The organism is Virgibacillus doumboii, assembly GCF_902806455.1.
Classification (GTDB): Bacteria; Bacillota; Bacilli; order Bacillales; family Amphibacillaceae; genus Lentibacillus; species Lentibacillus doumboii.
Genome location: NZ_CADCWQ010000001.1, coordinates 1,981,199 through 1,998,733 on the forward strand (window position 1 = coordinate 1,981,199; position 17,535 = coordinate 1,998,733).

Genomic DNA, 17,535 nt, shown 5'->3' on the forward strand with positions numbered 1-17,535 from the left:
GTTCATGGGTACGGCCACAAGAATGTACCACTTCTGCCATCATTTTCACCAGCGATTGCATCGGGTTTTACCACTTGTTGCCCAATAGAACTAAGTATAAACCATAAGAAATCAGTTTCTTCTGTTTTTAAGGAGTAGCCAAATTAGAATTGGAAATCACCATCTTTCATTAGTAGGACTTCAGTTCCACCTTCTTTAATACCCACTACTTTCATATCTTCGGTACCAAAGGTCACATTGACTAACAGGAGGGAAGTATTAAGTCCTGCTTCCTTCAACTCTTTCACCGATAGGTTGCTGCCATTTTGAAGGTTGGAAGGGGAGGCGTTTCCGATTCCAATATGGCAGGCCGTATTTTCATCAAACAAGGTGTTGTAAAAGAGAGTATCCGCCTGAGAAAGAGGAGAATTGTTAGAGACCAAGGCAATTTCACCTAGATAATGTGAACCTTCGTCTGTTTCGATGAGACTTTGTAACGCTTCTTGCCCAGTGGCAGCATAATAGGCAGTAATCCGTCCATCTTTAAAGGTTAGGTAAAAATCATCGATGACACTTCCCCCATAGATAAGCGGTTTAGTGGCTACTAGTTTGCCATTTACCTCATTTTTATGGGGAGCGGAAAATATTTCTTCCGTGGGAATGTTCGGAAAGAACTTTATTCCCTTTTTATCTATAACACCCCCGCCGATAAAGAAGTGATTTTTAGGCATGCCGACTAATAAATCAGTTCCTCGGCTATTTGTAAAATGCAGGGCTTCAAACTGGCTGTCGTTTAGAAACTTTTTCCGGGACTCGAAGGCTCTGTCATGATTTTCCCAGTCTTTTATAGGATTTTTTCCATCTGCCCGAGCTCCATGTAAGATTAATTGCCATAATGATTGCAGGGCTTCTTCTTTACTTAAGTGAGGAAATACTTTAGTTGCCCATGCGAAGTACGGGACAGCTAGAAGACACCAGCGTACCTCGTGGGATCTAATCTTTGCGTAATGAGCCTCCAACTTGGTGCGCGAGGCCTTTTGGAAGCGGCTCATCCGTTCTGTGGAAACATCCTTAAAGACATCTAAGTTTTCAGAAATAATATGGATGTATGCAGCACCCGCATCGTCCCACTCCTTAAAGCGAGCATCCTGCCAGTTGGGAAAGTGATCGATGGCATCATCTGCTGCATTTAAATAAAATTCTTTGGTAGACTGTTCATCTGTCCAATCCATAACCACATTTGAAGCCCCCGCCTTATAGGCTGCCGTTTGGATTAGACGTGCTAACGTTACATTTTTTATGTCACTATGAATTATCACTAATTGATTCTTTTGCACATTTACACCAGCTCGTACAGCAAGCTCTGCATACTTTTTCAACTGTTCTTCGCTAACAAGCTCATATATTTCTTTAATCATCACACACTCAGCTCCTGACTTTATATTCCTTTATAAATAGAAAAACTTCAATTAATTACCCAAATTGCACACACACCGAAAGCATTGCAAAATAAACCTACATCCAAAGTTTAGTACAATCACCCAAACTTCCAATATTTACACAATAAGTTATTCAAGATAATGGCCCGATTGTTGAATGGAGTTCTTATAGAAAATTAATCAAAATAGTACAACAAATATAACATTTATAATTCAAAGTACGTATGGTTTTTACCTTTAATCCATCAGAAGATGTGGTGGTAATCATAAGTCAATTACTGATACATTTTCTTGGTCGTAATTATTTCAAGTTTCTTTCCTGCAATCCACTGAATCGTAACAGTTGTACCCTTAGACACTTCAGATTGAATCGTTATCGTTTGACCAAGCTTGTCGGCAATTTTTTTGGATAAGTAAAGGCCAATACCTGATGCGTTTGCAAATTTCCTCCCGTTTTCTCCTGTAAAAAATGGCTGATATAACCTTTCCAGATCATACGAAGGAATGCCAACACCTTCATCTATGATAGACAACGTTATGTACTGATCACTTTTTGCAATACGAAAGATAAGGTTTTTATCCCCAGGTTTTGTACTGGAATATTTAATTGCGTTGGAGATGATTTGGTCTAATAGTATTTCGTTCCACTTGGAGTCAGTCACAACATAAGCAGTCTCACCTTTAAAGTCAATCGACGGAAATACAGATTGGTGGATGAACTCTTCTTTTCGTCCGTTAATTAGTTTTCTCAACGAATCGAGTAAATCAATAGAATTTAACTCCAAATCGTTTTCAAAGTTCTCCATTCTCAACATGGTGAGGCCCTGTTCTATTGATGTATGCAACCTTTTATTTTCCTGGAGAATTTTATCATAAACATCAGTTTCCCCTTCCTTGCTAACGATAAGTTCGATTACAGAAACCGGTGTTTTTAAATAATGCATCCAGTGTGATAAAAAGTACAACCTTTCCTGATTTTGCTCCCTCATTTGGCTGTATTTACTTGAATGTTCCTTCATCATTTTATTTAACAACTGCCGAAAAGCCTTTTGTTCTTCCGTATGCGGCTCTATTTCCGTAAACTGATTCCTCAACATAAGTTCGATTGCCCGATTTGTTTGATAGTAACGAAACCAGTCAATGATTAAATATACAGTTAATAGAAATATGCCAATGGATAAGGGATAAAAAAATTCTGTGTTTAGTGGTTCACTGAGATGGAAAAAAGCTATAAGGCAAATCATGTTTACCAGATAAAAACTGATGAGTAATAATCTGTCTTTAAAAAATTTCATAATAAGACGCTTAAGCATGTTAATTCCTCATAACCGCAGGATGGTAAAGCATGTATCCTGCTCCCCGTTTACTTTTAATAACGTCAGTAAGCCCCAGGTAAGAAAGTATTTGTTTTATTCTGCTAATATTAACCGTTAATGTATTATCATCTACAAATTTAATCGTGTCCCATACTTCCTTAATCAGTTCTTCTCTTGAAACAAAAGAATTGTGATTATCCATTAACTTTTTCATCAGCTTATATTCATTTTTACTAAGTTCTATTTCCTCCCCGCAGTATGTAAGCGTAAAAGTGTTCACATCAATACAAAGTTCACCAACACAAGTGTTTTTTGTATCTGTTGTTGCATATTCCCCGTAAATTCTTCTCATAGTAGCCTTGATTTTTGATTGTAACAGTTCAAACGTAAATGGTTTCGTTATATAATCATCCGCGCCAAGTTCGATAGCCATAATCTGGTCCACTTCCTGACTGCGGGCGGATATAATGATAATTGGAACATTGGATTGCTTCCGAAAACTTCTGCTTAAATGAAATCCATCATAATAAGGTAAATTTATATCCAGTAAAACAAGATCAGGTTTTATATTTGTAAACTCTGTTATGATAGCTGAAAAACTCTCGGGTTGCTGTACATCAAAACCATAACGCTCCAGGTTTTCCTGAATAAGTTTACTTAACTGTACATCATCTTCTATTAGCATAACTTTGTACATCGTTTATTCTCCTTTACGATAGGACAATCATTTTAATAATCTCAGCTCGCAGCACCAGCGTTATGACTGAAATCTTCTTGATTCATTTCGTACAGTTAGATTAACTGCAATTATTTATAAACTGTAAGCATATTTTAACATAATTAGTTGGAAATTCTTGTGGGATAAACTATAAAAATAGGATAATACGTTGACTGCTATTGGTGTCGGAACGGATTCGTGAAACCCTGCGACAAATTTCTATTATTCAAGCTGTTTTTTATCAAGTTTACCTAACGATGTGTACGGCATATGGTCAACAATTTCAACTTGTTTCGGTAATTGAAATCTGGAAACCCTTGAACGTAGCAACTCAAGAATTTCTTCTTCTGTAGTTCCGGCATTTTTTACTGGAAGTACAATTGCTTTTAATCGTTGTCCAAATTGTTTATCCTTGATTCCAATAACAACGGCATCTTCTATTAAGGGATGCTTGATTAGCACTTGCTCGACTTCAATTGGATAAACATTTTCACCGCCGGAAACAACCATATCATCTGTTCGTCCACATAAATAGTAATAGAAATTGTCGTCCCGATAGCCTAAATCGCCTGTTTGAATCCATGAATCTTTCCTGTTGCTCATCGACCAGTCATTATTAATCCAAAACTGTCCGACTTTCCCGTTTTCCACCTCTTTCTTGTTATCATCCAGGATTTTTATGCGCATGCCACTTATTTTTTTGCCAATTGTAGATTGTGAATATCTTAAATCCGTTGATGTTGCGATAAAATTCAACCCGGCTTCTGAAGTTCCGTATAAATTGTATAAGACACTACCTAATTCACGAAAAGTCTCTTCAATAAGTGTTGTTCTGAGTTTTGCACCGCCTGACGCTATACAGGAAAGAGATTTCAAGGCTTGCGGATCAGTTTGTAACATTTTCTCCAGCATCAGTGGAACAACAGTGATTACGTCCGCATGGTGTTCACGTATTAGTCTGCATGCTTTCTTTGCATCAAATCCGCTGCTAATCACTGTTTTCTTTCCCAAAGGTATAAATAAAAGCAATACGGCTATCCCATAACCGTGATAAATAGGAGTAGCTATATAGGCAGTATTATAGTTTAATACCTTTAATCTCTTAATAAATGTGGCAAATGGATTTAAATAATTAAAAATTGAGGGCTTATGCGGTACATCCTTAGAAACGCCTGTTGTCCCACTCGTTTGCAATATAATTTTTCCAGCAGAAGTTCTTGGTAGCGTGTTTTCATTGACATCTGTATTGAGGAAGTTACTTATTGCGGGTAAGTAAGTATGATAACTTAAAACTTTGAATTTCGAGTATGGTGATTGTTCAATTAAAGAACTTAATCCATCATCGTATATTAGAACATCGAAATCATGACGATTTACTAATTCATTAAACTGGCCCTCGCTCATTTCCGTATTTAATAGATAGAGGTCTGCGCCTAATCTGGAGACTGCAAATATAGACTTTACAAGTGAAGCATGGTTTTTACACAATAAAGCTACCTTCTGTCCACTTTGAAGTTTAACATTATCTTTTAAACAACCAGCAAGCTTATTAGATTGTTCCAAAAGCTGTTTATAGTTAATTGTTTCATAGTCATCCACTAAAGCGACTTGATTGGCATATTTCGTTTCAGCTACATGCAGCAGGGTCATCAAATTGATTCCACATTGGGAAATGGCCTTGATTAGCCGATACAACCCTGTTGGAAAGAGTAATTTAATTTTATATAAAACATAGATAAGCCTAAAGACTTTCATTACTATTCCTCACTCTTACGCTTATTTGAAAAATCCCAAAAACTTCGAAGGAAAACAGAAACGAACTGTCCAAATAGTAACCACCAGGGCTGATATTTTTTCTTCTTCGTATACATTGATTTTAAAATGATTTTTGCCGCATGTTCCGGTGACATGGCGGGCATATTTTGATATGCAATTGTTGGTTGAATCATCGGTGTTCTTACTAAAGGTAAATAAATTGTTGTTGTTGCTATTCCTGCAGCCTTTAACTCAGGTGAAACAGACCGAACCCAGACATCAAAAGCGGATTTGGATGCCTGATAAGCAGCGAAGTAAGGAACAGGTGCTAGAAGGGCGTTTATCGTCGAGATGTTAATCATTTGTCCCTGATTCTTTTTTAGAAGAGGTATAACTGATAACAGCAATTGAACCGATGCAAAATAATTGATAGACATTGTACGTGTGAAATCATGATAACGATTAAGAGATTCATAGATAGACCGCTTTATAGAATGACCAGCATTATTTACTACGATATCTAAACCATTTGGCAACTGATGAAGAAACTTAAGCAAACCTTCCATTTCATCCTGATTCCTAAGGTCTGCTTGAAAAGTGCTTACTTTGACAGCTTTCTTTTCCAGTTCATTTTTTATCTTTAAAAGCTTTTCTCCCCTTCTGGCTGTTAAAATTAAATGACCGTTTATATTCGCTAATTGATAAGTTAATTGCTCGCCAATCCCCGAACTTGCACCCGTTATAAGGACAGACTTCCCAGCAAGTTGGTCTTTTAACTTTTTTGTATTCAAGTAGGTGGGGGGAAACAAACATGATTCCAATAAACTGTAATTTTTCATTTGTACACCCGTTTCAAGTTTTAAAATTTCGGCGTTTTGCCCATCCGCTTAAAAATAATCTACTATAACTATACAAGTATTTAATGAATTTTCCAAAAATAATTAATAAGAAAGACTCGGTCCTATCCTCGTCTTTCAAGAAGTCAAATCCCAGGAATTAAAACTTGTAATTTTGTCTTGAGAAGACCTTCATAGACTTTATAAAGGGCCTTTCACTTGGTTTTTTTCCTTGTTTTGTCCTTCATCAGCTTTATGAAGCACTTTTCGCTTGGCTTTTTGCCTTGTTTTGCTCTTCATCGGCTTTATGAAGCACTTTTCGCTTGGACTTTTGTCTTGTTTTGCTCTTCATCAGCTTCATGAAGCGCTTTTCGCTTGGACTTTTGCCTTGTTTTGCTCTTCATCGGCTTTATGAAGCGCTTTTTACTTAGTTTTTTGTCCTGTTTTGTCCTTCATTGGCTTTATGAAGTACTTTTTACTTGGTTTTTTGTTCTATTTTGTCCTTCATCAGCTTTATAAATAATCCCAATTTACATTACTCGACAAAGAAAATTTGCTTCAAAATACTTTTCTCCATTGATTAAAGTAGCGTCTTAAAAAACACGAAACGATCAAGCTGTATTCTGAGGCACTTCAAGCGTAATATAACCAAGTTTCCCTGTCCTTAGATCCCGAATAACCAAATCAGAAACTTTATCAAAGTTCACATTGCCTCCGCTTTCCAATGCACCGCGCTGTTTTCCAATGGAAACGAAGATATCCCACATATCTGTCATGTCACGGTCAATTCCATAACGTTCTTCTAATTGTGCCGGATAATGTTCCTGCATAAATCGCATGACAAAAGCAACTACATCATCCAATGGCAGCAACTGATCTTTTATCGTCCCAATGGCTGCCAATCGATAACCGACTAGTTCATCCTCAAATTTTGGCCAAAGAATCCCTGGCGTATCCAGTAATTCAAAGTCCTTATTCACTTTAATCCAGAGCTGCTGCTTGGTTACACCTGGTTTGTCACCTGTTTTGGCAATCTTTTTATTTGCCAGACGATTAATCAATGTCGATTTTCCCACATTGGGAATACCGATAATCATTGCTCTTGCGGGGCGTGGCTGGATACCTTTTTTCAAGAGTTTGTCCATTTTTTCCTGACCCATCTCTTTACCCAGCTGAACCACACGATTAATGTCGTTCTTATCATTAACATTAATTGCAATCGCCTTAATATCCTGATTTTTAAAATGTGATATCCAACGATCTGTTTTACTGTTATCAGCAAGGTCTCTTTTCATCAAAACAATCATTTTCGGCTTATTTTGCAGTACTTGCTGGAGCATGGGATTTTGTGATGCCAACGGTGCACGCGCATCAACAAGCTCCATGACAAAATCAACCAATTTCAGCTTTTCTTCCACTTCTCTTCTCGCTTTTGCCATATGTCCCGGAAACCATTGTATCGTCACTATTCTCACCCTAATCGTGTAAAATTTCTAAACGGTCAAACGGCCAGTAAATTAAACTTGTTTTCCCGACAATCTGATCCATCGAAATCAGCCCTAAAATCCGGCTGTCCGTTGAATTGTTACGGTTATCTCCCAGCACGAGAACCTTTCCTTCTGGTATTTTTTCTAATCCATCTGTTATACCCTCAAGTTGAAAGTCTCCAGTATATGACTCATAAGACATCATTTTGTTTTTTTGCTCTGCCAAGAAAGGCTCTTTCACCTTTTTGCCGTTAATATATAATACATCATCATTTACAGCTACGTGTTCACCCGGTAAGCCAATGACCCGTTTAATAAAGTCCTTTTTGTCCGATGCATGAAAAACAACAATGTCAAATCGTTCTGGTTCATGAATGTCATATACAACTTTATTAACAATCATTTGATCCCCATCATGTAACGTTGGCATCATGGATGGTCCATCTACAACAATTGGGGCAAAAAAGAATGTTCGTACAACAAATACCAACCCGAATGCGATTAATAATGCTTTGACCCAGTCAAACCATTCACTTTTCGTTTCAGCCATGTATTCCCCTCCGACAACAGCATGTATAATTATATTTTAATCCAGCTTTATATATGTATTCAAGACAAGATGCAAAAAGGAGCTTGCACACAATGGGCCAAGCTCCTTTCCAATACGTTTTATTTCGTCCATCTCCACGGAGTAGCATATCGTTCCGCCGTTGAATTTAGCGGCGTTCTTTAATACGTGCTGCTTTTCCGCGCAGGTTACGAAGATAATACAGTTTCGCACGACGAACAATACCACGGCGTGTTACTTCAATTTTCGCAATACGAGGAGAATGTACAGGGAATGTACGTTCAACACCTACACCATAAGAAAGCTTTCTTACTGTAAATGTTTCGCTGATTCCTCCGTTTTGGCGCTTAATAACAACACCTTCGAACACCTGAATACGTTCACGTGATCCTTCCACAACTTTAACGTGAACTTTTACAGTGTCACCCGGGCGGAAATCAGGATGATCAGTGCGAAGTTGATCTTTTGTAACGTCCTCAATAATTTTTTGCATCCTGGTTCACTCCTTCCAAACCAATGCTCTTGTCTCGCTATATGACAGCGGAACATCGTTTATACGGCTTAAAGTCTGAACTTTAAGCACAACAGTAAATATATCATAATAGCAATGGGAGTTCAACAATAATTTCTATTTATCGTTGATTTCACGCCATATTTTTAATTCTTCTTCAGAAAAAGATTTTCTGTCTATCAATTCTTTCCTTCGTTCATACGTTCGTTTCAATGACTCTTTCCTGCGCCATTCATTTATTTTAGCATGATCTCCCGATAATAATACATCCGGAACCTTCATGCCGCGAAAGTCTGCAGGCCGTGTATAATGCGGGTGTTCAAGCAGTCCGGTTGAAAACGAATCTTCAGGTGCGGACGCTTTGTTCCCCAGCACATCCGGTATCAGACGGACGACACTATCAATCACAACCATAGCACCAAGCTCTCCTCCGGTCAGCACATAGTCACCAATCGATATTTCATCGGTTACAAGGTGTTCCCGAATTCGTTCATCATAGCCTTCATAATGCCCGCAAATAAACACAAGGTGTTCTTCTTCGGCTAACTCTTCAGCTTTTTTCTGATTATATGGTTCACCCTGTGGACACATAAGCACAATACGTGGCTTGGCTTGTTTTTCTTTAACAACAGCATCCACCGCGTCGAACACCGGCTGGGGCGTTAACACCATACCCGCACCGCCACCGTATGGATAATCATCAACCTTATTATGCTTGTTACCCGCATAATCGCGAAAATTAATCAGGTTGTAGCTGAACTTTTCTTTCTCATAGGCTTTTTTTAGAATGGAATGTTCAAAAATACCTGATATCATTTCCGGAAAGAGGGTTAATACGTCAATATGCATTATTCAAGCAGTCCTTCCATTGGTTCAATGACCACTTTTCCGGATGAAACATCCACTTGTTTAACAACATCATCAATAAAAGGAATCAAAATATCTTTCCCTTTTTCCGGTTTTATAACCCATACATCATTTGCTCCAGGTGATAGAATTTCTTTAATAGCACCCAGCTTTCCGCCATTAATCAAATAAACGTCACACCCGATGATTTCATGATAATAGAATTCATTATCTTCTAATTTGGTAAGCTGATCTTCCGTTATTTTTAAAAAAGAGCCTTTAAAATGCTCGACATCATTAATGTTGTTATAGCCGTTAAAGTGAACGAGATCGAATCCTTTATGTACACGATGACCATCGATTTTAAGATCAACCGGTTGTTCGTTTTCTTTAACTAAAAACAACGTGCTTCCGACTTCAAAACGCTCGTCGAAGTCAGTGATACGATGAACTTTAACTTCACCTTTAATACCGTGTGTATTTACTATTTTGCCAACATTAAACATCTTTTCAGTCATTATCTCACCTGCTATTCTTCAACCCTTATAACGATATCGTCTTTAATAACAATTGCCGTCTCTTCCATAACCTCATTCCAATGCATACCTTCCTTAACCTCAACAAGAGCTTCAACTTCTTTTTCCGTAATCTCACTGCCTATTTCAAGCATTTCCAGCTGCTCGATTTTAAAATCAATCAGCTTTATCTTTTCCTTACGATTTTTAATTTCCTGTTGAAATCGTTGCGTTAGCTCTTGCTTTGAGATACCTGATTTATTCGTTACTTTACGTTGTTCAAACAGGAGCTGTTGACACTCTTGTTCAAGCCGCATTTTATGATTATGAAAATTATTGTGTAATTTTGTTTTGCTCTTCTCTGTGACAATCTGCTTGATAAGGACCTTTTTTATTATTTGCACTACTGTTCCCCGCTCTCCTAAACAGTTTTGGTACAAAATGAATGCTTAAAAAGGGAAAGGTATACCCTCTCCCTTTTACATAATATCCAAATAAATACGTTTGTCAGCATCCGATTTAGCTGCATAGACAACTGTACGGATTGCTTTTGCAATTCGTCCATTTTTGCCGATGACTTTCCCAACATCGTTTTGATTAACAGTAAGATGGTAGACAGTTTTTGTCTCCTCTTCCGTTTCCGTAACAACGATGTCTTCCGGATGATCGACTAATGGTGTAACAATTGATTCAATTAGGGCTTTCATGATATCACACTACTTTACTATTGATTTTTCTGGTCGTGGAATTTTTTCATGATGCCTTCTTTTGAAAATAGGTTACGAACTGTATCACTTGGTTTTGCACCTTTTGTCATCCAGTCCAATGCTTTTTCTTCATCTATTTTAACTTCAACTGGGCTAACTACAGGATTATATGTTCCAATTTGCTCGATTAAGCGGCCATCACGCGGTGAACGTGAATCTGCTACAACGACACGATAAAATGGATTTCTTTTAGACCCCATACGCTTTAAACGAATTTTAACAGCCATGTTTTGCACCTCCAATGAATATGTTTTACACAATTTAAGATTTTAACAGAAAGCAAAAGGTCTGTAAAGTGTTTTTGCATTACAAGGTTGAAAATGACTATATCTGAGCCGCAGCCGGCATACACTCCGCTTTCCGTGGGCGGCTGATGAGCGATAAAAGTGATTCTACATAAACGGAAACTTCATGCCGCCTTTGCCTTTTTTGCCTTTTTGCATGCCGGTCATTTGTTTCATCATTTTCTTCATTTCGTCAAACTGTTTGAGCAGACGATTTACCTGGGAAACAGAGGTACCGGAGCCTTTTGCTATCCGTTTTTTTCTGCTTGCATTCAGGATACTTGGTTCCTGGCGTTCTTTCTTTGTCATTGATTGAATAATAGCTTCAACGTGAACCAGCTGTTTTTCATCAATTTGGGCATTTTTCAGCCCTTTCATTTTGTTGGCCCCTGGAATCATAGCCATTAAATCTTCCAATGGACCCATGCTTTTCACCTGACCCATTTGTTCTAAAAAGTCATCAAATGTGAAAGAGGCTGTACGCATTTTTTCTTCCAGTTCTTTTGCCTGTTTCTCATCAACGTTTGTCTGGGCTTTTTCGATGAGTGATAAGACATCCCCCATGCCAAGTATTCTGGATGCCATACCTTCCGGGTGGAATGTCTCCAGCCCATCCAGTTTTTCCCCGGTACCGGCGAATTTAATCTGCTTACCGGTAACAGCTTTAATGGAAAGTGCTGCACCACCACGTGTATCACCGTCAAGTTTTGTTAATACAACTCCGGAAATATCGAGTTGATCATTAAAACTTTGAGCAACATTAACCGCATCCTGACCAGTCATCGCATCGACAACAAGGAATATTTCATCCGGTTTTACGGATGCCTTAATTTGCTCCAGTTCACTCATTAAATCCGTATCGACATGCAGACGACCTGCTGTATCAATGATGACATAATCATTATGCTCTTTTTTAGCCTGTTCTATTGCTTCTGATGCAATATCAACCGGGTTCGCATCGGTACCTTTTGAAAATACCGGCATATCCAGTTGCTGACCAAGCGTCTCCAACTGATCTACTGCTGCAGGTCGATAAACGTCACATGCAACAAGTAATGGTGAACGATTATGTTGTTTCCGCAGATGGTTTGCCAGTTTGCCCGTTGTCGTTGTCTTACCGGCACCCTGCAAGCCTACCATTAGGATAACCGTCGGCGGGCGATCAGCTACAGCTATTTTACTTTGCTCGCCGCCCATCAATTCGGTCAATTCTTCTTTTACCACTTTTATAACCTGCTGTCCCGGAGTTAAACTCTCCATTACTTCCTGACCGACAGCACGTTCTTTGATCCGTTTAATTAAATCTTTTACCACTTTAAAGTTAACGTCCGCCTCAAGTAAAGCGAGCCGGACTTCACGCGTCATTTCTTTTACGTCTTGTTCGGAAACCTTACCTTTACCTGTAATTTTTTTAATCGTACCTTGCAAGCGGTCGGCCAATCCTTCAAATGCCATAGAAGGTGTCCCCCTAATCCAGTTCTTTTAATTGTTTAATAAGTGCATGCATTACACCGTCTCTATTGGTAACTTCATTCATTTTATCTAAAATATCAGTTCGCTGCTGGAATTTATCATATAACCTTAATTTTTCTTCATATGATTCAAGCATTGCTTCTGTCCGTCTGATATTGTCATAGACAGCCTGACGCGAAACTTCCAGCAACTCGGATATTTCACCTAATGAATAGTCTTCCAAATAATACATTTCCATATAACTGCGTTGTTTAGGGGTTAGTAATGTTTGATAAAAATCAAATAAATAATTGATTCGTGTTGTTTTTTCCAGCAATCAATACACCCCTTGTTAAGTGAAATACCTTTACAAAAGTTTAACACTAATCACCGCTATCTTCAAGGAGATCAGCGAATAAACCATATACAAATGCATGCGCATTAAACTCCTGAAGATCCTCCATTTTCTCACCAAGACCTACAAATTTCACCGGAACATTCAGTTCGTTGCGAATTGCCAATACAATCCCGCCTTTTGCGGTACCATCAAGCTTGGTCAGGACAATCCCTGATACATCCGTTGCATCTGCAAACGTTTTAGCCTGGCTCATTGCATTTTGTCCGGTTGTTGCGTCCAATACAAGCAAAACATCATGCGGAGCGCCAGGAATTTCCCGTTCAATTACCCGCTTCACTTTGGAAAGTTCGTTCATTAAGTTGACTTTATTTTGCAACCTGCCGGCGGTATCACAGATTAACACATCTGTATTACGTGATTTAGCTGCTTTAATTCCGTCAAAAATAACAGCCGCCGGATCACTTCCTGCATTTTGTTTAATAACATCAACCCCGGCACGTTCACCCCAAATATCCAGCTGTTCAATCGCACCGGCACGGAATGTATCTCCTGCCGCCAGCATGACATTTTTGCCTTCCTGCTTTAATTTATGGGCAAGTTTCCCGATGGAAGTTGTTTTTCCAACACCATTAACACCGACAACAAGAATAACAGAAAGTTCACCTTCCTGAATATTTAAAGATTCGATTTTTTCGTCATCTTCACCATAATAAATTTCCACCAGTTTTTCGGAGATGACATCCTTCATTTCCTTTGTATCCTTGATGTTTTGCCGTTTTACTTCCATCTCCAATTCATCGATTAAATCCATCACTGTCGTGACGCCAACATCAGCTGAAATTAGCACTTCTTCAAGCTCTTCAAAAAAATCTTCATCCACTTTGCGGTAGCGCGCAATTAAATCGTTAATTTTTCCGGAAAATGAATTACGCGTCTTTTCCATACCCTGTTTATATTTCGTTGAGACCTCTTCCGTCTCCTCATTTTGCTTAAATTTATTTTTTAATTTTTGCATGAAGCTCATTTGATTGAAATCCTCCCTACGACTTAACTAACTCTTTCGTATCCTCAAGTCTCACCGATACAAGTCTTGATACACCTGATTCCTGCATGGTGACACCATACAATACATCAGCCTCTTCCATTGTACCTTTTCGGTGGGTTATCACAATAAATTGTGTGTTTTCACTGTATTCGTTGATGTATTTTGCAAACCTGGCAACATTCGCTTCATCCAATGCCGCCTCTACTTCATCCAGCACACAAAACGGTACAGGGCGAACACGCAGGATTGCAAATAACAGTGCAATCGCAGTAAGGGCACGTTCACCACCGGAAAGCAGTCCCAAATGCTGCAGTTTTTTACCTGGTGGCTGTGCAATGATTTCCACACCTGTATTCAACAGATTTTTCGGATCGGTCAATTTCAATTCAGCCCGGCCGCCGCCGAATAATTGTTGGAAAACTACTGCAAACTCGTCCTTGATCTGACCGAATGTTTCACCAAATCGTTTTTGCATTTCTTCATCCATTTCGGAAATGACGGAATACAACGTTTGTTTTGCTTCAACCAGATCATTCTTCTGTTCAGCTAAAAATTCATACCGTTCAGAAATCCGCTCAAATTCATCGATTGCACCAAGGTTCACTGTGCCAAGTTGATCGATAGCCTGTTTAATTTGCTTCACTGCTGCTTCTGTTTCTTCCAGATTATCAGTCTTTTCATACGTCTGCTTCGCCTTTTCAAAAGTGATTGTGTATTCTGTCTGCAGACGTGACAGCCGATTTTCCAAATCAACATCTAAGCGGTTGGCTTTTACTTCTTTTTGCTGAATTGCCTGTGTAAACGCCTGGTGTTTTTTGTTTTCTTCTTTTAATTCACGTTCCTGATCCTGCATGAGCTGTGTTCGCTCTGACCGGTTTGACCGCATACGCTGGATGGAAGCGGTTATAGCTTCTTTATTTTCTTTAGCAGATTCAATATTTTGATCAATCTCTGCTTCTGTTTCTTCGGCATTTTGCATTTCCAGTAATTCGTTTAGATCACTCGAATAGGACTCAAACTGCTCCCGGTATTCGGTCAACTGCTCCTGTACAGCCTTCGTTTTATCTCGCTGACTTTTCAGGCGTTCTTCCTGCTCGGCAATTGATACCTGTGCTTTTTGATAGTCCTGCTGCAGTTGTTCCTGATTTTCCTTGAATTCTTTTTCCTGATTTGTCAATTTATCAATCTGCTCCTGGATTGACTCCAGGTGCGTTGAAATATCATTCAACTCATTTGTCAGGTTGGCTTCCCGGGATTTCAGGTCTTCATTATCCTGGTCAAACTGCTGTTTGTCCTGATCATATAATGCGAGATTCTCATTAAGTGAAGTAAGCTTCATTTCCGCTTCACGCTTGGCAGCCTGGATTTCCTGAAGTGCTTGCTGTTCTGCCTGTACAGCCTCTTCTTCGGCTGCCAGCTGCTTTTCTATTTTTCCGATTTCCTGTTTCTGTTTTTCAACTTTTTGTTCAAAAGCTTTTGCTCTTTCCTGAAAATCACTTAGTTTGTCTGTTAATTCCTGCAAATCCTTTTCTCTTGTAAATAACGATTGATTTGTTTTCTTTTTGGCACCACCGGACATGGAACCACCTGGATTTACAACGTCTCCTTCCAGTGTGACTATCCGGTACTTACGCATAACAATATTCGCAATTTCATTGGCATCTTTTAATGTTTTGGCAATGATTACATGTCCCATCAGGTGGTCGACCGCTTTTTTGTATTCCGGCTGTGCTGACACCAGATTTGCGGCAACGCCCACAAAGCCGGAATAGTTTTCTGCTTTGGTGAGTAAATCTTTTGGTACAAATCGTTCCTTAATTGATCCAAGCGGCAGGAACGTTGCACGCCCACTATTCGTTTTCTTTAGCCAACTGATTGCATTGCGCCCTGCCTGGTCATCATTCACAACAACATGCTGTGCCTGTCCACCCAGGACGGTTTCAATTGCTGTAATATAGTTTTTGGGAACATCGAGGAGTTCGATGACTGCTCCATGAATTCCGCTTAGTTTCGCTTCTTCTCGCGCTTTTAAAACCGCCTTAACACCATAGAAAAAGCCCTGGAAGTCTTCCTTCATATCTTCGAGCATTTCTTTTTTCGACTTCAGCTTTTCTATGTGTTGATAACCCTGGTAGAGCTTTGTCTGTGCATCCTGGAATGCATTCCGTTCCGCAGTTAATGTTTGTTTCAATTGTTGAACGGATGCAGTTTTGTCGTCATATTTCTTTCCCTGCTTGGAAAAATCAGCTTGTAACTGTTCCTGTTTGGCTGTGAGCTCTTTACGTTGTGTCAAAAGGTCCTCAAATTTTTCTGCCTGTTTCTCTTTCTTGCCCGAAATTTGCTCCATTTGCTGGCCGATGGATTGTTTTTCATTCCGTTTCGCGGCCTGTTGGTTAAGCAGCTCAATATAATCTGATTTCAGTTCTTCAATCTGTTCGGCAATATTTTCTCTTTCTGTTGTCAGTTTTTCTTCCAACTGCTCAACTTCCTGTTTTGTACTGTCTCTGTCAGATTGGATGGTTGAAAGTTTCTTGTTTTCTTCTATCAGTTCTTTTTGCAGCTTATCAATGCGAGTAGCTGATTCATTCTTTTGTGTCTCAAGCTTTTCCTTGTTTTCGGCAAAATGCTTGGTCCGTTCATTAAATACCTGTTTCTTTCCTTCGAACTGCTCAAGTTGTTGTGTTGTTGATAATAGATTTGCCTGCAGCTCTTCAATCGCTTCATCAAGCTTTTGAATCTCCTGGCGCTCATTCTCCAGTTCGGCTTCCTTTTTCTGAATGTCTGTCTTCAGCTGCATTTCATCTGTCTTTTCTTTTTCCAGTTCATCCAGTAAAGCCTGCCATTTATCATGAAGCTGTTCAATTTCTGTAATAAGCAGCGAAATTTCCTGCTTTTTTAATTGTTCTTTTTTATCAAGATATTTTTTTGCAGTTTCCGCCTGTTCCTCAAGCGGATCAATTTGCTGCTCGATTTCATAGATAATATCTTCCACACGATTCAGATTTTCTTGTGTTTCTGCCAATTTATACTCGGCTTTTTTCTTACGTTGCTTGTACTTTAATACCCCTGCAGCTTCTTCAAAAATCGCACGGCGCTCTTCCGCTTTAGAGCTTAATATTTCCTCTACTTTCCCCTGACTGATAATCGAGAATGCTTCACGGCCTAAACCGGAATCCATAAATAAATCAACAATATCCTTTAGCCGACAGGATTGTTTATTAATATAAAATTCACTCTCACCAGAACGATAGACACGTCTGGTAACACTTATTTCTTCATAATCAAGTGGCAGTGCTTTATCACTGTTTTCCAGCACCAAAGTAACTTCTGCGACATTAAGCGCGCGTCTCGTGTCACTGCCCTGGAAAATAATATCCTCCATTTTTGAGCCGCGCAATGACCTTGCAGATTGCTCACCAAGCACCCATCTGATCGCATCGGTAATATTACTTTTTCCGCTTCCATTTGGACCTACCACCGCTGTGACTCCCGGAACAAAATCAACATTGATCCGTTCAGCAAATGATTTGAAGCCCACACTTTCCAATCGTTTCAAATACATAGACATTCTCCTAAGTTTCATGCAGGGATTTTCATCACTATATGTAAAAAAATCTATTTGGCTTTTTAACGCATTTATTTTATCATAAAGAGAGGAA

Annotated in this window: 17 protein-coding genes; all 17 read right to left on the bottom strand. The window is 39.0% G+C overall.

The features are described 5' to 3' along the window. Positions 1–143: 143 nt before the first annotated feature. The 17 genes from G6R02_RS09650 to smc all read right to left on the bottom strand — a co-directional run bounded on the left by G6R02_RS09650 (position 144) and on the right by smc (position 17,438). Positions 144–1,397 (bottom strand): aminopeptidase, encoded by a 1,254-nt coding sequence (locus G6R02_RS09650; RefSeq protein ID WP_164670367.1) that lies wholly within the window; start codon positions 1,395–1,397, stop codon positions 144–146. Between the two features lie 296 nt (positions 1,398–1,693). After that, positions 1,694–2,731 carry a sensor histidine kinase gene (locus G6R02_RS09655; RefSeq protein ID WP_164669017.1) on the bottom strand — a complete coding sequence of 346 codons (1,038 nt, stop codon included), beginning with the start codon at positions 2,729–2,731 and terminating at the stop codon, positions 1,694–1,696. A 1-nt stretch (position 2,732) separates the two neighbouring features. Continuing rightward, the gene (locus G6R02_RS09660; RefSeq protein WP_164669018.1) at positions 2,733–3,431 is read right to left on the bottom strand and encodes a response regulator transcription factor; all 699 of its coding nucleotides are present in this window, start codon (positions 3,429–3,431) and stop codon (positions 2,733–2,735) included. A gap of 243 nt (positions 3,432–3,674) precedes the next feature. Next, positions 3,675–5,207, bottom strand: a complete 1,533-nt coding sequence (locus tag G6R02_RS09665) for an AMP-binding protein (protein ID WP_164669019.1) — start codon at positions 5,205–5,207, stop codon at positions 3,675–3,677. Between the two features lie 2 nt (positions 5,208–5,209). Continuing rightward, entirely contained in the window at positions 5,210–6,046 is an 837-nt protein-coding gene (locus tag G6R02_RS09670) for an SDR family NAD(P)-dependent oxidoreductase (protein WP_164669020.1), read from the bottom strand. A gap of 608 nt (positions 6,047–6,654) precedes the next feature. Further along, positions 6,655–7,509, bottom strand: a complete 855-nt coding sequence (ylqF, locus tag G6R02_RS09675) for a ribosome biogenesis GTPase YlqF (RefSeq protein WP_164669021.1) — start codon at positions 7,507–7,509, stop codon at positions 6,655–6,657. Between the two features lie 10 nt (positions 7,510–7,519). Further along, positions 7,520–8,080 (bottom strand): signal peptidase I, encoded by a 561-nt coding sequence (lepB, locus tag G6R02_RS09680; RefSeq protein ID WP_164669022.1) that lies wholly within the window; start codon positions 8,078–8,080, stop codon positions 7,520–7,522. Between the two features lie 166 nt (positions 8,081–8,246). Continuing rightward, positions 8,247–8,591, bottom strand: coding sequence for a 50S ribosomal protein L19 (rplS, locus tag G6R02_RS09685; RefSeq protein ID WP_164669023.1), 345 nt, complete (start codon positions 8,589–8,591; stop codon positions 8,247–8,249). A 135-nt stretch (positions 8,592–8,726) separates the two neighbouring features. Continuing rightward, positions 8,727–9,458 carry a tRNA (guanosine(37)-N1)-methyltransferase TrmD gene (gene trmD / locus G6R02_RS09690; RefSeq protein ID WP_164669024.1) on the bottom strand — a complete coding sequence of 244 codons (732 nt, stop codon included), beginning with the start codon at positions 9,456–9,458 and terminating at the stop codon, positions 8,727–8,729. Then, the gene (rimM, locus tag G6R02_RS09695; RefSeq protein ID WP_164669025.1) at positions 9,458–9,973 is read right to left on the bottom strand and encodes a ribosome maturation factor RimM; all 516 of its coding nucleotides are present in this window, start codon (positions 9,971–9,973) and stop codon (positions 9,458–9,460) included. The genes trmD and rimM overlap by 1 nt, the downstream gene beginning before the upstream one ends. Positions 9,974–9,984: 11 nt before the next feature. Continuing rightward, entirely contained in the window at positions 9,985–10,374 is a 390-nt protein-coding gene (locus G6R02_RS09700; RefSeq protein ID WP_164669026.1) for a YlqD family protein, read from the bottom strand. Positions 10,375–10,449: 75 nt separating this feature from the next. Next, positions 10,450–10,677 (bottom strand): KH domain-containing protein, encoded by a 228-nt coding sequence (locus G6R02_RS09705; RefSeq protein ID WP_164669027.1) that lies wholly within the window; start codon positions 10,675–10,677, stop codon positions 10,450–10,452. 17 nt (positions 10,678–10,694) lie between these two features. Next, complete coding sequence (gene rpsP, locus G6R02_RS09710) at positions 10,695–10,964, bottom strand: 30S ribosomal protein S16 (protein ID WP_164669028.1); 270 nt, start codon at positions 10,962–10,964, stop codon at positions 10,695–10,697. A 165-nt stretch (positions 10,965–11,129) separates the two neighbouring features. After that, positions 11,130–12,476: a signal recognition particle protein gene (gene ffh, locus G6R02_RS09715; RefSeq protein ID WP_164669029.1), complete on the bottom strand. Its 1,347-nt coding sequence runs from the start codon at positions 12,474–12,476 to the stop codon at positions 11,130–11,132. Positions 12,477–12,489: 13 nt separating this feature from the next. After that, a complete protein-coding gene (locus tag G6R02_RS09720; protein WP_164669030.1) occupies positions 12,490–12,810 on the bottom strand; it encodes a putative DNA-binding protein in 321 nt (106 codons plus the stop codon). A gap of 46 nt (positions 12,811–12,856) precedes the next feature. After that, positions 12,857–13,855, bottom strand: a complete 999-nt coding sequence (gene ftsY / locus G6R02_RS09725; protein ID WP_164669031.1) for a signal recognition particle-docking protein FtsY — start codon at positions 13,853–13,855, stop codon at positions 12,857–12,859. Positions 13,856–13,871: 16 nt separating this feature from the next. After that, positions 13,872–17,438, bottom strand: a complete 3,567-nt coding sequence (smc, locus tag G6R02_RS09730) for a chromosome segregation protein SMC (protein ID WP_164669032.1) — start codon at positions 17,436–17,438, stop codon at positions 13,872–13,874. Positions 17,439–17,535 lie beyond the last annotated feature (97 nt).

Bases quoted from the DNA above. Each gene is read 5' to 3' on its own strand.
- trmD (WP_164669024.1), bottom strand. From the start codon at position 9,458: ATGCATATTGACGTATTAACCCTCTTTCCGGAAATGATATCAGGTATT.
- rpsP (WP_164669028.1), bottom strand. From the start codon at position 10,964: ATGGCTGTTAAAATTCGTTTAAAGCGTATGGGGTCTAAAAGAAATCCA.
- ftsY (WP_164669031.1), bottom strand. From the start codon at position 13,855: ATGAGCTTCATGCAAAAATTAAAAAATAAATTTAAGCAAAATGAGGAG.
- smc (WP_164669032.1), bottom strand. From the start codon at position 17,438: ATGTATTTGAAACGATTGGAAAGTGTGGGCTTCAAATCATTTGCTGAA.
- lepB (WP_164669022.1), bottom strand. From the start codon at position 8,080: ATGGCTGAAACGAAAAGTGAATGGTTTGACTGGGTCAAAGCATTATTA.
- G6R02_RS09650 (WP_164670367.1), bottom strand. From the start codon at position 1,397: ATGATTAAAGAAATATATGAGCTTGTTAGCGAAGAACAGTTGAAAAAG.
- G6R02_RS09705 (WP_164669027.1), bottom strand. From the start codon at position 10,677: ATGAAAGCCCTAATTGAATCAATTGTTACACCATTAGTCGATCATCCG.
- G6R02_RS09670 (WP_164669020.1), bottom strand. From the start codon at position 6,046: ATGAAAAATTACAGTTTATTGGAATCATGTTTGTTTCCCCCCACCTAC.
- rimM (WP_164669025.1), bottom strand. From the start codon at position 9,973: ATGACTGAAAAGATGTTTAATGTTGGCAAAATAGTAAATACACACGGT.
- G6R02_RS09660 (WP_164669018.1), bottom strand. From the start codon at position 3,431: ATGTACAAAGTTATGCTAATAGAAGATGATGTACAGTTAAGTAAACTT.
- G6R02_RS09665 (WP_164669019.1), bottom strand. From the start codon at position 5,207: ATGAAAGTCTTTAGGCTTATCTATGTTTTATATAAAATTAAATTACTC.
- ffh (WP_164669029.1), bottom strand. From the start codon at position 12,476: ATGGCATTTGAAGGATTGGCCGACCGCTTGCAAGGTACGATTAAAAAA.
- G6R02_RS09655 (WP_164669017.1), bottom strand. From the start codon at position 2,731: ATGCTTAAGCGTCTTATTATGAAATTTTTTAAAGACAGATTATTACTC.
- rplS (WP_164669023.1), bottom strand. From the start codon at position 8,591: ATGCAAAAAATTATTGAGGACGTTACAAAAGATCAACTTCGCACTGAT.